Origin of the sequence: Streptomyces sp. NPDC051576 (assembly GCF_040681835.1) — a bacterium.
Taxonomy (GTDB): Bacteria; Actinomycetota; Actinomycetes; order Streptomycetales; family Streptomycetaceae; genus Streptomyces.
On sequence record NZ_JBFAZO010000007.1, the window covers coordinates 444,314 to 459,333 of the forward strand.

13 protein-coding genes are annotated in these 15,020 nt (G+C 72.1%); 2 read left to right on the top strand and 11 right to left on the bottom strand.

Annotated features, from left to right (window positions below):
- Positions 1–5: 5 nt before the first annotated feature.
- Both AB0M63_RS25275 and AB0M63_RS25280 read right to left on the bottom strand, forming a co-directional pair.
- Positions 6–644 (bottom strand): sigma-70 family RNA polymerase sigma factor, encoded by a 639-nt coding sequence (locus tag AB0M63_RS25275; protein WP_355911688.1) that lies wholly within the window; start codon positions 642–644, stop codon positions 6–8.
- A complete protein-coding gene (locus AB0M63_RS25280) occupies positions 641–2,077 on the bottom strand; it encodes a S8/S53 family peptidase (protein WP_355911691.1) in 1,437 nt (478 codons plus the stop codon). Before AB0M63_RS25280 ends, AB0M63_RS25275 begins: the two co-directional genes overlap by 4 nt.
- 109 nt (positions 2,078–2,186) lie before the next feature.
- Here AB0M63_RS25280 and AB0M63_RS25285 point away from each other — a divergent pair, with 109 nt between their 5' ends.
- Positions 2,187–4,790 (top strand): CHAT domain-containing tetratricopeptide repeat protein, encoded by a 2,604-nt coding sequence (locus tag AB0M63_RS25285; protein WP_366020978.1) that lies wholly within the window; start codon positions 2,187–2,189, stop codon positions 4,788–4,790.
- Between the two features lie 257 nt (positions 4,791–5,047).
- On the opposite strand, the gene AB0M63_RS25290 is transcribed toward AB0M63_RS25285, so the two are convergent.
- Both AB0M63_RS25290 and AB0M63_RS25295 read right to left on the bottom strand, forming a co-directional pair.
- On the bottom strand, positions 5,048–6,925 hold the full coding sequence (locus AB0M63_RS25290) for a LuxR family transcriptional regulator (RefSeq protein WP_366020979.1): 1,878 nt from the start codon (positions 6,923–6,925) through the stop codon (positions 5,048–5,050).
- 321 nt (positions 6,926–7,246) lie between these two features.
- Entirely contained in the window at positions 7,247–7,696 is a 450-nt protein-coding gene (locus AB0M63_RS25295; protein ID WP_355911700.1) for a GNAT family N-acetyltransferase, read from the bottom strand.
- Between the two features lie 48 nt (positions 7,697–7,744).
- On the opposite strand from AB0M63_RS25295, the gene AB0M63_RS25300 reads away from it, so the two are divergent.
- Entirely contained in the window at positions 7,745–8,119 is a 375-nt protein-coding gene (locus tag AB0M63_RS25300; RefSeq protein ID WP_366020980.1) for a hypothetical protein, read from the top strand.
- A 16-nt stretch (positions 8,120–8,135) separates the two neighbouring features.
- Here the strand turns inward: AB0M63_RS25300 and AB0M63_RS25305 are convergent, their stop codons facing one another.
- The 7 genes from AB0M63_RS25305 to AB0M63_RS25335 form a co-directional block, all read right to left on the bottom strand.
- A complete protein-coding gene (locus AB0M63_RS25305; protein WP_366020981.1) occupies positions 8,136–9,509 on the bottom strand; it encodes an NtaA/DmoA family FMN-dependent monooxygenase in 1,374 nt (457 codons plus the stop codon).
- A 19-nt stretch (positions 9,510–9,528) separates the two neighbouring features.
- Positions 9,529–10,755, bottom strand: coding sequence for an LLM class flavin-dependent oxidoreductase (locus AB0M63_RS25310; protein WP_366020982.1), 1,227 nt, complete (start codon positions 10,753–10,755; stop codon positions 9,529–9,531).
- A gap of 213 nt (positions 10,756–10,968) precedes the next feature.
- A complete protein-coding gene (locus tag AB0M63_RS25315) occupies positions 10,969–11,718 on the bottom strand; it encodes a GNAT family N-acetyltransferase (RefSeq protein WP_366020983.1) in 750 nt (249 codons plus the stop codon).
- A gap of 44 nt (positions 11,719–11,762) precedes the next feature.
- On the bottom strand, positions 11,763–12,791 hold the full coding sequence (locus AB0M63_RS25320; protein WP_366020984.1) for an ABC transporter substrate-binding protein: 1,029 nt from the start codon (positions 12,789–12,791) through the stop codon (positions 11,763–11,765).
- 56 nt (positions 12,792–12,847) lie between these two features.
- Positions 12,848–13,645 (bottom strand): amino acid ABC transporter ATP-binding protein, encoded by a 798-nt coding sequence (locus tag AB0M63_RS25325; RefSeq protein WP_355911715.1) that lies wholly within the window; start codon positions 13,643–13,645, stop codon positions 12,848–12,850.
- Positions 13,642–14,622: an amino acid ABC transporter permease gene (locus AB0M63_RS25330; RefSeq protein WP_366020985.1), complete on the bottom strand. Its 981-nt coding sequence runs from the start codon at positions 14,620–14,622 to the stop codon at positions 13,642–13,644. Before AB0M63_RS25330 ends, AB0M63_RS25325 begins: the two co-directional genes overlap by 4 nt.
- A 153-nt stretch (positions 14,623–14,775) precedes the next feature.
- A complete protein-coding gene (locus tag AB0M63_RS25335; protein WP_355911721.1) occupies positions 14,776–14,925 on the bottom strand; it encodes a hypothetical protein in 150 nt (49 codons plus the stop codon).
- Positions 14,926–15,020: the final 95 nt, after the last annotated feature.

Here is a 15,020-nt window from a genome sequence, read left to right on the forward strand (position 1 = left end):
GCCGTTCACACCGCCCCCCGGGCGTCCAGTCGGGCCCGCAGTCGGCGCAGACAGCGCTGGCGCATGGGGCCGATGCTGCCGACGGCGATGCCCAGGCCGGCGGACACATCCTGATAGCTGGGCGGCGGCGAGGCCATCAGAACCCGCAGCAACTGCCTGCACCGTTCGCCCAGTTCCTCGAACTCCTGCCACACCCGGCGGATGCGCTCGGCGTCGGAGGCGGCCTCCTCCGAGTCGATCAGCGACTGTTCGGGCGTGCGCTCCTCGCTGATCCGGTCGAGGACCTGGGGATCGTCCGTGGGCATCAGCCGCTTGAGGCTTTTGATCACCTTCAGGCACTCGTTGCGCGCGGTGCTGGCCAGCCAGGAGCCGGCCTTCTCCGGTTCGCGGATCCGCCGCAGATGCTGGGCGAAGCGGAACCACACCGTCTGGTAGACCTCGTGGGCGTCGGCGTCGGAGAGCCGGTGGGCGCGCACCACGGACCAGACCAGTGGGCTCAGCCCTTCCACGATCGCCTTCCAGGCCGCCGCGTCGCCGTCGACGGCGGACTCGACGAGCGCGCCGACTTGTGCACGGTCCACGGTCCCACCCCTCGTGTACGGCATGTCATCGTACGCCGTGGAAGGGACGGTTCCGGCCCTCATGCCGGAGGGGTGAGCGGCGCGACGGGCACCGGGCGCCAGGTGGGCGGGCGCAGCGCCGGTACATGCGCCCCGCGTACTTCGGCGTACTCGGTGTTGGCGGTGAGGAGTTGCCTGCGGGCGGCGCGGGCGTCGGTCTCCTTGTTGGCCGTCATGAAGGCGGCGACCATGCCGACGGCGACGGGTGTCGCGAACGAGGTGCCGCTCCACTGCGCGAGCCCCGCGAACGACACCTGGTCCGGCGTGCCCGGTTCCGTCTCCCCCGCCTGGCTCAACACACCGGCGTGCTGCGGCGATTGGCAGGTGCAGGAGTAGGTGAAGCCGAAGCGGCAGGCGTCGTACGTGGTGTGCTGGTAGGTGTACGGCGTGGGTGCGACGAAGCCGGTGAGCGGGCCGACGAGGCGCTCGCCGGGGGCGTAGGCCTTGACCCAGGCGCCGTGGTTGCTGAAGCAGGCGCCGAACTCGCCGTCGCTGCGCAGCGCTCCGACGGACAGGACGACGTCCTCGTAGTCGGGCAGGTCGGCGTAGGCGGCGGGCCAGAAGGGCGTGGCGCTGGCGTTGTTGCCGGCCGCGGCCACCAACAGGGTGCGCTGTCCCCGGAGTTCCCGCATGAAGCCCTCGATGCCGAGGAGTCCGTCGGTGCGGCCGTTGGAGGTGCCGGCGGAGAGGCTGATGACGTCGGGCCAGCCGTGCTGGTCGACGGCGGCGAACAGGGCCTCGCCGAACTCGGATTCGAGGATCGCGCCGGCGTCGTTGAGGGTGTTGCGGACCGTCACTTCGGTGTTGGGCGAGACGGCCGCGACGAGCCCGGCGATGAAGGTGCCGTGGCCGACGTACTGCTGGAGCACTCCGGCGCTGTCGGTCTCGCTGATCTGGGGGTCGCCCTGGACGTGGGCCAGCAGCGGGTACGACTGGTAGTCGTGCATGAGGCCGGTGTCGATGACGAGGACACCGACGGCCGTGTCGGCGTCGTAACCGGCTTCCTCGGCTGCCGGGTTGGCGCCCTCGGTGAGCGCGACGGGCACCGGCTCGTCGCCGGGGCAGGCGTTCACCGCGATCGACACCACGTGGTTGCGGCTGACGAGCCGGCGTCCGGCACGTCCTTCCGGTTCGCGCAGGGAGCGCAGCGCGTTCGCCACGGCGTGGTCGCCGCGCCGGTCGCCCTGGCCCGGGTCGCCGACCTGGATGCGGGTGATGCCGGACCGGTTGGTCTCGGGGCCCGCGCGGCGCACGGAGTCCGCGGTGAGGCCGGTGGTCTCGGTGAAGTGCGTGCGTACGGTGTCCTCGACGAGACGGGCCTCCTCGCCGTCGCGGGCGAGCACGACGCCCTTCTCGTAGAAGAACTCGGCGGAGTCGTCCGGCCCCATCGCGAGCGGGATGTCGGGCATCGAGCGCTGGATCTGGTCGAACTGCTCGTGGAATCGCTGTGGTGCCATGGCGGGTCCTCCCCCTGAGGCGGCGTTCGTCAGTCAGAGCCGCGGGACCGCTCCTTGATACAGCGCCAACCCTGTGTGGTGTGCACCGGGGACCACTACCATCCGAGGAGTGACAGCGGGAAGCGACTCGGTTCTCGACCTTCTGCCGATGGTGTTCGCGGCTCCGGGCGAGGCACTGGCCGGTGCGCGTGAGGTGCTCGACACCGATCCGACGCCGTTCCGGGCCTCCGTGGCCCATCACGCGATCGGCATGTGGCAGCGGGACTTCGGCGATCTGCGGCTCGCCCTGCACCATCTGCGGCGGGCCCGCGACCTGGCGGCCCGCGCGGATTCGGCGGACCGCGAGGCGGACGTCCTCGGCACGCTCGGAGTGGCGCTGGTGCACGCGGGCCGCACCCGGCAGGGCCTGGAGGCGTTCGAGCGGGGCATCGCCCGCGGCACCGGTCAGACCCGGGCGCGAGTCCTGTACCGGCGGGCCTACGTCTGGTGGGTGCTGGGCCGGCACAAGGAGGCCCTGGAGGACGTACGGCGGGCGATTCCCGTGCTGCGGCAGGTGGACGACGTGATCTGGACGGCGCGGGCGCTCACCCTGCGGGCGACCGTGCATCTGGCGCTCGGCGCGGTGGACCGGGCGGACGCCGACTTCACGGCGGCCGAGGTGCTGTGGGAGACCACCGGCCAGGAGCACGACAAGGCCGACGCGGTGGAGAGCCGGGGCCTGGCCAAGTTCCGCTCGGGCGACATCCCGGTCGCGCTCCAACTCCTCGACGAGGCGGAGGAGATGTACGCCAAGCTCACCACCCCGACGTTCATGCTCACCATCCGCCGCTGCGAGGTCCTGCTGAGCGCGGGGCTGGCCGCGGAGGCGCTGGCCCAGGCGGACACGGCGGTGGGGCTGCTCGACGGCATCGGCGGGCAGTCCACCCGCAAGGCGGAGCTGCTGCTCGTAGCCGCCCGGGCGGCACGGCTCGCGGACGATCCGCAGACGGCGATCGCGCGTGCGGCGGTGGCGGTACGGCTGTTCGCCGCGCAGCGGCGTACCTGGTGGGAGACGCATGCCCGACTGGTGCTGATCGAGGCCCGGTTGGCGGCCGGCCGGGCTTCGGGGCGGCTGGTGGCGGAGGCCGCAGCGGTGGCCGACCGGCTGGCCGGCTTCGGCTCGCCGTCCGCGCCCGAGGCCTCGCTGCTCGCGGGCCGGATCGCGCTGGCGCTGGGCTGGACTGCGGACGCGGAACGGCACTTGGCGGTGGCCGCCCGCAGCAGACGCGGTGGTCCGCCGCTGGCCCGGATGACCGGCTGGGCGGCACAGGCGCTGCGCGCGCGGGCCGCCGGTTCCGGTCGCGGGGTGCTGGAGGCCTGCCGGCGCGGGCTCGACGTTCTCGACGACCACCGTACGACCCTGGGCGCCTCGGAGTTGCGAGCCCGGGCGACCGCACAGGGCGCCGAACTCGCCGCGCTCGCCCAGCGCGCGAGCCTCGACGCGGGCGCCCCCCGGCGGCTGCTGGTGTGGAGCGAACGCTGGCGCGCGACCGCGCTGTCCACACCGCCCACCCGGCCGCCCGCCGACCCGGTCCTGCTCCGTGGCCTGACGGCGTTCCGCGAGATCGCCTCCCGCGCGGAGAAGGCCCGGATGGAAGGCCACCCGGTGCCGACCCTGGAACGCGAACAGCGGCGCCTGGAACGGGAGATACGCTCCCGCACCCACCACATGCGCGGCGACGCACCCGGCGAGGGCAACCGCTTCGACCCCTCCCGTCTCCTGGCCCGCCTCGGCGAGGGGCGGCTGGTGGAACTCGCCGTCGTCGACGGCCGCGTGCACGCCCTGCTGTGCGGCCAGGGCCGGGTGCGGCGCTTCGAGGCGGGCCTGCTCACAGAGGCGATGGCCGAGGCGGAACACGTCCAGGCGGGTCTACGGCGCCTGGCGCATCCCGGCGCGGACGCCAGACTCCCGCTGGTGGAGGCGGCGGGCCGACGCCTGGAGGAACTCCTCCTCGGAGAAGCGTCCGGGCACCTGGGCAGCGGCCCGGTGGTGGTCGTCCCGCCCGGCCGGCTCCACCGCGTCCCCTGGGCGTTGCTGCCCTCCCTGCGCGAGCGGGTGCTCAGCGTCTCGCCGTCGGCGGGCAGTTGGCTGCGCGCCCTGGACACCCGACCACCCCCCGGCGGCCGCCACGTTCTGGTGCGCGGGCCGGGCCTGGCGACCGGCGGCGCCGAGGTCCCCGACCTGGCCGACCAGTACGGCAGGCCCACGGTCCTGGAGCACGACGACGCGGAAGTCCCGCGCGTGCTGGCCGAGTTGGACGGCGCGACCCTGGCCCACATCGCCGCACACGGCACGTTCCGCGCGGACAGCCCGTTGTTCTCGTCCCTGCGCATGGCCGACGGCCCCCTGATCGTCCATGACTTCGAACGCCTCGCCCGCAGCCCGTACCGCATCATCCTGTCCAGTTGCGACACGGCACGGTTCGCCTCGGTCGGCGCGGACGAACTCCTCGGCCTGGTGACGGCGTTGCTCCCGCTGGGCACGGCGGGCGTGGTCGCCAGCAGCGCCCCCGTCAACGACGCCGCCGTGGTCCCCCTGATGCTCGCCCTCCACAAGGGCCTCAGCGCGGGCCTGTCCCTGGCGGAGGCCCTGCGCGACGCCCGGGCGGCGTTGCCGGGGGACGCGGTGCACCAGGCGACGGGGTGGGCGTTCACGGCGTTCGGGGCGGCTTGAGCGGGCGGGACGGGACAACGGGGGCACGGGCAGAGGGCGGGTGCCGGGACGGCGGGCAGGCCGGGTGGGGCGCGGCGATCAGCGCGGCGGCCGGCTCCTGTCGGGGCGGCGGCCTCGCAGGGGGGCCGTCCGGGACCAGTGCGGTCCGCCCGGCCCCGCTCAGCCCTCTGTATCCCGAAAGCGTGCCGCAGCGGCCCGCGAGCCCGCGAGCGGGTACCGGAGCCGGAGCCGTCAGGCCCCGGCCCGCCCTTCACTCCTCACGCCGGCTGCGCCGCCGGCAGTTCCACCAGCCACGGCAGTGCGGCGCGGTCGCTCGCGCCGAGGCGGGTGTAGGCGCTGTAGAGGTGGTTTCCGACGGTGCGGACGGAGAGGGTGAGGCGCTCGGCGATCTGCCGGTTGCTGAGGCCCGCGGCGGCGAGGGTGACGATCTGCCGCTGGCGGGCGGTGAGTTCACCGAGGACCAGGCCGGACAGCGCCGGGGTCCGGGCCCCCTGGCAGCGACGGGCGAGCGCGACGGCGCGGGTGCGGGACATACGGGCCGCGCGCGGGTCGCGGTGCGCCCGTACCGCCTGGGCGTGCGCCTCGGCCGCGAAGAGCAGGAACCCGCGCTGCTCCAGCTCCCCCGCCACCCGGTCCAGCGCGGGTCCGTCGCCGTCGACGAGCGCCTCGGCGTGCCGGGCGAGGACGGCCGGTCCGTCACCGGGCAGCCGGGCGAGCCGGCCGGCGACGCGTTCGGGAGCACCGAGGCGTACGGCGTCGTAGAGGACGTACGCGGCGGGCCTGCCGTCCTCCGAGGCGGTACCGCGTGGCTCCCCGTCCTCCCGCCACCGAGCGGCCGCGGTCTCCCGCGCCGCCTCCACATCGCCGCGTGCCGCCGCCAGCCAGCTCCCCGCGTCTCCTACGGCCTCCTCGCCGGCCGGTACCTCGCCCGACTGGGCGGCGGCCAGGGCGAGTTCGAGCTCGCACGCCGGGCTGCCCGAGGCCTCCCGCAGCCCTTCGCGCGCCCAGGCCGCCGCCTCGCGCAGCTCGCCCCGCAGCCGCGCGAAGCGCGCGCGTACGGCGGCGTACCCGGCCGGTACCGGCGCGCCCTCCGCGACCAGCCACTCCCCCACCGGCGTCGGCAGCGGTCGTACGTCGGTGCGGTCGATGCGGTCGGACAGCGCGCTCCGTTCGGCCGCGAGGGCCGGGGTGCACTGCTCGGGGGTGCGGGCCAGCCGTCGGGCCCTGAGCCGGCCTGCGGCGGCCCGCAGGGCGGGGCCGTGCAGGGGGTGGGTGAGGCGGACGGCGCCCAGGTCGTCGATGTCGATCAGGGCATCTGCTTCGAGGCGTTCGAGGAGGTCGAGGTCGAAGTCGTCCGTGGACGACGCCAACGGCTCGGCGAAGGCGAGGCGTTCGAGGCTCTCGCGCTCCAACACGTCGGTCCGGGCGAGGACTTGCGCGGTGCGTTCGCGGACCGTCGCGGTGACCGGCACTGGGCCGCGCCACGCCCATTCGTCGGCGTCCGTGGCCCGGGTGAGCTGCCCGGCCTGGCGCACCGCGCGGAACAGGTCGCGCAGCAGGCGCAGATCGCCCTGGCAGAGGCCGTACAGCCGGTTCACGGTGAGGGGTTCCAGCGGGCCGCCGGCGCCCGCCGCGAGCAACTGGGCCGTCTCGTCCCGGGGCAGCGGCTCCAGCGCGAGACGCGGCAGCAGCTCGCCCGTCCACAGCCGGGACACCGCGCCGGGCACGGGGGCGCCGTCGGCCACCACGACCACCAGGCGGGTACGGCCGTGGACGGCGAGCTGGTGGACGACGGCGGCCGAGGAGTCGTCGAGGAGATGGGCGTCGTCGACCACCAGGAGCCGTACGCCGGACAGGAGTTGGACCGCGCGGTGCAGGGAGACGCTCTCGGGCAGCAGGTGGGCGAACGCGGCGAAGGGCAGATGGCGGGTCTCGGGCGTCCCGGTGACCCTGGCGCAGTCGCCGCCCCGGACTGCCTCGGTGACCAGCCGCGTCTTGCCCCGGCCGGCCGGACCGGTGACCACGATGCCGTGCCGGCCGGTCGCCAACGACCCTCGGACCAGTTCGAGTTCGTCCTCCCGGCCGGTGAACGGCCAGGGCAGCTCCAGGGTCTTGGCGTCCTGTTCGAAAGTCATCACGCAGATATGAGTCCGACTACTCACCCCTGATACAGGGTGACTTGAGTAGCCCTCGACTCAGGCGCCCGGGAACGGTCACCGGCAGTCTGGTCGCACGCAACACTCAAGGTCCGGCTCGTCAAGGGCCGCCGCTGCTTCGTCCGTGTGCGCCTGTACTCCACCTGGGGGTCGGGGGACACCGCGGTGATGTGCTGGTGACAGCATGTGTACAGCCGCATGCGGGCGGACGACCACAGTCCGGCGCCGGGGGAAGCGGCCGGGGCTCGTAGCCTTCGGGGGAGGGATACGAGCCTCGGCCACGCCGCTGTGTCCCGCCGACTAGTGGGCTACCAGATCGCGGGTGAAGACGACACGGGGTCGGCCCGGGCCGTCGTAGTCCTCCACGACGCGCGCGTCGAAGCCGAGCGTGCGGTGGAAGGCGATCGAACCCTCGTTGGTGACCGAGGTGATCGCCTTGAGGCGGACCGCGCCCTGCCGTCCGGCTGCCTCGATGAACGCCGTGTACAGGCTCCGGCCGAGACCGGTGCCGCGCGCGTCGTCCCTGGTCGCCACGAGGTGTACGTATCCGGTGTGATCGGGCGTGACGAACCCGAAGAGGTATCCGCGGATGCCGTCCTCGGCGCGGGCGACCAGACAGGTGGACCCGAACTCCCGCACCAGCGCCGTGAGATGGAGCGCGCGAAGGTCACGCTCTCCCCAGTAGCGGGTGTGGTCCTCCAGAACCCGATGGAGGTCGGTGACGTCGGCGGACTCGATACGGACGGCCATGGCGTCGATCATGGCAGAGAGCCCGTCGACCCCGAAGAGGAGATGGACATGATCACGGGATATGTGCTCGGTGAAAGTCTGCGCCCCGGTGCTGTGTTCGCGCCACATGGACTGCGCATCCGCAAGGTGGAGCGGACCGATGTGTCGGCGAGTGCGGCGGCCGGGCAGCCCGGCGTCTGGACGCTCGTGGAGTGGGAGGCCGACGACGACGGCGCCGCGGGTGCGGTCGCCGAGGCGCTCGCCGCCGCTCTGGAGCCGGCCCTCGGCTGGTACGCCGATTTCACCGTGGGCGACGAGCGGGTGGTCGTCTTCGCCGGGAGGGTGTTCCGGTATCGGCGCGGTGACGAGGCCGGCCGCGCCGAAGCTGTCGCTTACGGGCGGTCGGTGGGGACTCCGGAGCATCAGCTCGACTGGGCGGACTGAACCCGCCTCCGTACGCTCACGACGCCGCGCGTTCGTCGCGGGCCTCGTCGGGGTGGGTGAGGCCGAGGTGGTCGCGGAGGGTCGGGCCCTCGTACTCGGTGCGGAAGACGCCCTGTTCCTGGAGGAGCGGGACCACCTTGTCGGCGAAGGGGTCAAGGCCGCTCGGGGTGATGTGCGGGACGAGGATGAAGCCGTCGCTGGCGTCGGCCTGCACGAAGTCGTTGATGGTCCGGGCGACCGTGGCCGGGGAGCCGATGAAGGCCTGCCGGTTGCCGGTCTCGATGACCAGGTCGCGGATCGACCACTTGTTGGCGGCGGCCAGCTCGCGCCACTCACGGGCGGTGGCCAACGGGTCGCGGTACATGCGCACTTGGGCGCGGCCCTTGGAGATGTGGTTGTCACTGACGTCCGGGTCGATGTCGGGGAGGGGGCCGTCCGGGTCGTAGGAGGACAGGTCGCGGTTCCAGACGAATTCGAGGTGCTTGATGGCGGTGGCGCCGCTGACCTGCCGGCGGCGCACCTCCTTCGCGAGGTCCTCGGCCTCGGCGTCGGTGTCACCGAGGACGAACGTGGCGGCCGGGAGGATCAGCAACTGGTCCGACCGGCGGCCGTACTTGGCGAGGCGGGACTTGACGTCGGTGTAGAAGGCCTGGCCCTGGTCGAGGGTGCTGTACCGGCTGAAGATGGCGTCGGCGGAGGAGGCGGCGAACTCGCGGCCCTCGTCGGAGTCGCCCGCCTGGAAGATCACCGGGCGACCCTGCGGCGAGCGCGGGACGTTGAACTGGCCGTGGATGTCGAAGTGTTGGCCCTGGTGGACGAAGGCTCCGGCCTTGGCGTCGCGCAGGAAGGTGCCGGTGTCCTGGTCGGCGGCGATCTCGTCGCCGTGCCAGGAGTCGAAGAGTTCGTTGGCGGTGGCCAGGAACTCCTTGGCCCTGGAGTAGCGCTCGTCCTGCGGCAGGAAGCCGCCGCGGCGGAAGTTCTCGCCGGTGAACGCGTCCCAGGAGGTCACCACGTTCCATGCCGCACGGCCGCCGGAGAGATGGTCGAGGCTGGCGAACTGGCGGGCCACCTCGTAGGGCTCGTTGAAGGTGGAGTTGATGGTGCCGGTCAGTCCGAGGTGGTCGGTGACGGCGGCGAGCGCGGCGAGGACCGTGAAGGTGTCGGGGCGGCCGACGACGTCCAAGTCGTATATTTTTCCGCCCTGTTCGCGCAGGCGCAGGCCCTCGGCGAGGAAGAGGAAGTCGAACTTGGCGCGTTCGGCGGTGCGGGCGAAGTGCGCGAAGGAGCTGAACTCGATGTGGCTGCCGGCCGCGGGGTCGCTCCACACCGTGGTGTTGTTGACGCCGGGGAAGTGGGCGGCCAGGTGGATCTGCTTCAGGGGCTTGCTCATGTCGTACGGTCCCTCCGGCTCAGGCGGTTGCCGCGGCGGCGTAGCGGTTGGCGGGGCGGGCGAGTCCCAGCAGCCCGCGCAGGGTGTCGGCCTCGTATGCGCGGCGGAAGGCGTTACGGCGCTGGAGTTCGGGGACCAGGCCCCGGGTGATCGCCGGGAGGTCGTGGCCGGCGACGGCGGGCCGCAGCCGGAAGCCGGTCAGCCCGGCCGACTGCAACTCCTGGAGGAGGTCCGCGAGTTGGGCGGCTGTACCGGCGAAGAGGCGGGCGTCGCTGGTGTACGGCTCCCCCGCGAGGGCGTCGAGGCGCTCGCGGCGGGCGACCGCCGCGGCCTCGTCGTCGTCGAGGAAGACCACGAGGTCGCCGAAGATGTGCAGCGGCTCGTCGGCGCGCCCCGCCGCGTCCTGTTCGGCGCGGATCTCCGCGACGATCGCCCGTGCCTCGTCGGCGTCGTGCGGGGTGACGTAGCCGACGTCGGTGGCGCGGGCCACCAGCCGGTACGGGACGGTCTGGTGGGCCAGGGAGCTGACGACCGGCTGGCCCTGCGGCGGCCGGGGGGTGATGGAGGGGCCCTTGACGCTGAAGTGGCGGCCCTCGAAGTCGATGTAGTGCAGCTTGTCTCGGTCGACGAAGCGGCCGGTGGCGGTGTCCCGGATCTCGGCGTCGTCCTCCCAGCTGTCCCAGAGGCGGCGCACGACCTCGATGTAGTCGGCGGCCTCGTCGAAGTGCTCGGCGAGCAGTTCCTGTCCGGCCGGGGTCCGCAGGCTCTCCAGGCTGATCGGCGGGAAGGTGCGCCGTCCGAAGTGGTCGGCCTCGTGCGGCCGGGCGGAGAGCTGCACCCGCACACCCGCGCGCCCCGCGCTGACGTAGTCGAGGGTGGCGATCGCCTTGGATATGTGGAACGGCTCCGTGTGCGTGGACACCACCGTCGGAACCAGGCCTATGTGGCTGGTGAGCGGGGCGATCCGGGCGGCGATCAGCACGGCGTCGAGGCGGCCGCGGACCTGGTCGGTGCGACCGTCCAACTCGCCATAGTGCGAGGACTGCAGGCCGAGACCGTCCTCGAAGGTCACGAAGTCGAGGAGGCCGCGCTCGGCCTCGGCGACCAGGTCGGCCCAGTACCCGGCGGTGAACAGGTCCCGGGGCCGGGCCACCGACTCGCGCCAGGAGGCCGGGTGCCAGCCGGTGCCGTCGAGGGCGACGGCGAGATGCAACGGGGACGAGGGAGAAGGGGAGGTCGATGACACGAGTGGGTGCCTTCCTGGAGGTCCGTACGAGATCGCCGGCCCATGGACATGGGGGCGCGGCGGCTGGGCAACGGCGTCAGGGGCGACAGAGCGCGCCGGCCACACGCAGCAGATCTATGTGCTGCCGCGTGGTGAGACACACGTGAAGCATGGCCGCACCACACATGTGCTCCACCTCCACGGAATCCGGCTTCTTAGGGGGCAACGGCACGGCTACGCCGTTTCTTCCGGATCGGCGACGGCAGCGGTCGGCCCGGTCAACCGGACGAGCGAGAAGACCGTACGGGCGCGCAGGCTGAAGCCGATCGACTCGTACAGCCGGATCGCGTTCGCGTTGGTGGCCGCCGCGTGCAGGAAGGGGTGCTCGCCTCGTTCTCTGATGCCGGCGGCGACCGCGCGGACCAGTCGGGTGGCCAGGCCCCGGCCACGGTGGCCGGGGTCGGTGCACACGGCGCTGATCTCGGTCCAGCCCGGCGGGTGAAGACGTTCGCCGGCCAGGGCGACGAGCCGGCCGTCGTGGCGGATGCCGAGGTAGGTGCCCAGTTCCACGGTGCGGGGCAGGTAGGGGCCGGGCTCGGTGCGGGCGACCAGGTCGAGGATCTCGGGTACGTCGTCGGGGCCGAGGTGTACGGCCTCGGGGTCGGACTCGGCCCGCAGCCCGGTGTCCACGAGTTGGACGCCCTCGCCGGAGCGGACGATCTCCCAGCCGTCCGGGACCTCGCTCACTCCGCGCAGCGCGGCGGTGCCGCCGGGGCCGACGAGCGTGGCGAGGTCAGCCCAGGCGCGCGGGTCGTCGGTGTCGGTGACGGCGTGGAAGCCGGCCACGTCGACGGGATAGCGGGCGGCGCGGCCGACGCGCTCGGCGAAGTGGGCGTGCGGGCCGGTGAGCGCGGCCCAGGCCGGGTTGTCCAGGACGTGGGACGTGGTGGTGTCGATGGTGTCGACATCGGTGGTGGAAGACATCGGGTGACGGCTCCGGTACTGGTCGCACGGGGCGGGGACGTGGGTCAGGAGTCGCTGAGGGGCAGTCCGGGCGGGTTGACCTCGGACGTGGCGACGGCCTCGTTGGAGAGGTTCCAGGCGGCCAGCCACTTGGCGTACTGCCCGTTCTTGATCAGGTAGTTGATGGCGTCCGCGAGGGGTTTGGCAAGGCCGCTGTTCTTCTTCGCGGTGGCCGCGATCAGGCCCTGGAGGGAGGATCCGGCGCCGGAGTACGTACCCGCGTTGCGGACCGCCTTGGCCGTGCCCTTGGTCTGGGAGACCTGGTAGGCGACGGAGGGGTTCGGGGCGAGGTAGGCGTCGATCTTTCCGGCGGCCAGCGCGAGATAGATGCTGTTGTTGTCCTGGAAGTACTTGACGGTGAGCGGCTTCTTGCCCTCGGCGGCCAGTTTCTTCTTCCACTCCAGGAGGATCCGCTCCTGGTTGGTGCCCGCGCCCACGGCGACGGTCTTGCCGGCGAGGTTCTCGTAATCGCCGTCGAAGTTCCAGGTGTTGGTCGACTTCACCGCGAAGCCGAGGTTGTCCTCCCGGTAGGAGGCGAACTCGTACTTGGCCTTGCGCTCCTCGGTGTCGGTGACGTTGGAGAAGGCCACATCGACCTTGCCGCTGTCCAGGCCGATGAAGAGATTCTCCCAAGTGGAGTTTTTCAGCTCCGGCTTGAGGCCGAGGACGGTGGCGACCAGGCGGCCGATGTCGGCCTCGGAGCCGGTGAGGGTCTTCTGGTCCGAGCCGACGTAGCCGAGCGGCGGGGATCCGGAGGGCAGAAAGCCGACGCCGATCTCCAACTTGCCGCTCTTGGCGATCGTCTTGGGCAACTCGGCGCTGATCGACTGCACTTCGGCGACCTTGAGCGTCGTCTCCTTGGCGGCGCCGTTGGAGAGCGCACCCACCGTGACCGTGCCGGAGGCCGCGTTGCTCGTCGTGGTGGCCGCGTCGCTGTCACCGCCGCAGGCCGCGAGCCCGCCGGCGAGGGAGGCGAGGACGGTGGTGGCGGTGAGTCCGCGGGTGAGTCTGCTGCGCAGGCTGGGAGAAGGCATGGCTGTTCCTAGGTTCGGTGTTCGGGGCTGTCGAGAAGGGAGTTGAGGGGAGGGGCTCAGAGGACCTTGCTGAGGAAGTCCCTGGTCCGCTCGTGCCGCGGCTTGTCGAGGACCTCGTGCGGCGGGCCCTGTTCGACGATCTTTCCGCCGTCGATGAAGACGACCCGGTCGGCGACCTCGCGGGCGAAGCCGATCTCGTGGGTGACGATGACGAGGGTGGTGCCGCTGGTCGCCAAGTCCTTGATGACGGAGAGGACTTCACCGACCAGTTCGGGGTCGAGGGCGGAGGTCGGCTCGTCGAAGAGGATGACGCCGGGGCGCAGGGCGAGGGCGCGTGCGATGGCCACGCGCTGCTGCTGGCCGCCGGAGAGCTGTCTCGGGTAGGCGCCGGTCTTCTCGGCCAGTCCGACGCGGCCGAGCAACTCCCTTGCCAGTTCCAGGGCTTCGGGTTTGCCGAGCCGACCGGTGGCGACGGGTGCGGCGGCGACGTTGTCGAGGACGGTCAGATGCGGGAAGAGGTTGAAGTTCTGGAAGACGAACCCGATCCGGCCGCGCTGCGCGAGGATGGCCCGCTCGCTCAACTCCTTGAGCCTGCCGCCCTGTTGCTTCACGCCGATCAGCTCGCCGTTGACGCTGACGTAGCCGATCTCGGGCTTTTCTAGGTGGTTGATGACCCGCAGCAGGGTGGACTTGCCGGAGCCGGACGGTCCGAGGATCACGGTGACCTCGCCGGGCCGTACCGTCAGGTCGACGCCGTCCAACACCCGGTGGGCGCCGTACCACTTGTGGACGTCGTGCACCTCCACGGCGGCGGGCGTGATGTCCGTCAGCGGTTCGATCGTGTGCGTGGTCATACGGCGGCCTCCCTGCGGATGCGGGCCCGCAGGTCGGTGACACCGGTGCGGAGTTTCTGGAGCGGGGTGGGCGGCAGGGCGCGGGTGGCGCCCCGGGCGTAGTGCCGCTCGACGTAGAACTGGATGACGGACACGACGCTGGTCAGGATCAGGTACCAGACGGTGACGACCAGGAGCAGCGGCACGATGTCGCCGGGGTAGGTCGAGCCCATCGTCTGCGCGGAGCCGAACAGGTCGAGCAGTGAGACGTAGAAGACCAGGGAGGTGCTCTTGATCAGGCCGATCAACTGGTTGACGTAGTTGGGTGTGATGGAGCGCAGTGCCTGCGGGAAGACGATCCTGCGGAACTGGTAGCCCTTCGGCAGGCCGAGGGCGGAGGCCGCCTCGTGCTGGCCCTGGTCGACGGAGAGGATGCCGCCGCGGACCACTTCGGCCGCGTACGCCGCCTCGTTGAGGCTGAGACCGACGACGGCGACGGCCATGTCGGTGGCGAGCTTCGACTCGTCGAAGGAGAAGAAGGCGGGGCCGAAGGGGACGCCGATGCTGAGGGTCTGGTAGAGGGCGCTGAAGTTGTAGAGGAAGATCAGCACCACGATGAGCGGGATCGAGCGCAGGGCCCATACATAGGTCCAGCTCGTGGCGCGCAGCACCGGGCTCTTCGAGAGCCGGGCCAGGGCGAGCAGGATGCCGCCGAGAAGGCCCAACACCGCGCTGAGGGCGGCCACTTCGAGGGTGATGACGAGTCCGTCGAGGATGGTCGGGCGCAGGAACCAGTAGCCGAAGCGGCTCCACTGGTAGAAGGGGTTGGTCGCCAGGCCGTGCACGAACTGGGCGACCAGGACCAGCACGACCAGGGTGACGATCCACCGGCCGGGACGGCGCAGCGGCTGAACTCGCTGTGCGGTGAGGGGTTTTGACGGTTCGTCGGCAGTCGGTGCCGCGGCGAGGGACACGACGGCGCCAGGGGGTTCACTCATGGTGGGCTCCGGCAGGTTCGCGGACCCCGGTCCGTGGCGGTGAAGCGCGCGGCGGCGAACGGCGCGCGCTGGTGCACGGGACCGGGGGCGGGGAGGGGTCGAGCACACCGGCAGCGGCGGGTGTGCGTCAGAGGTGCGTGGGCCGACCGGTCGTCAGGCCCGACAGCGGGCGCGGCCCGGTGCGGTACACAGTGCGCTGCTGACCCGGAGCAGATCGACGGCGCGGTCGGCGACCAGCGGGGTCGCGTACGGCGGTACGCAGCCCGCGGAGCGGCGTGCTGCCGTCCGGAGTACTGCGTACATGTCCGTCACCCATCACTGTTGGGCCCCTGCGGGCCTCGTGTTTGGCAAGTTAAGGCAACCGCCCGAACGAATGTCAATGCCCGTCCGACAGACGG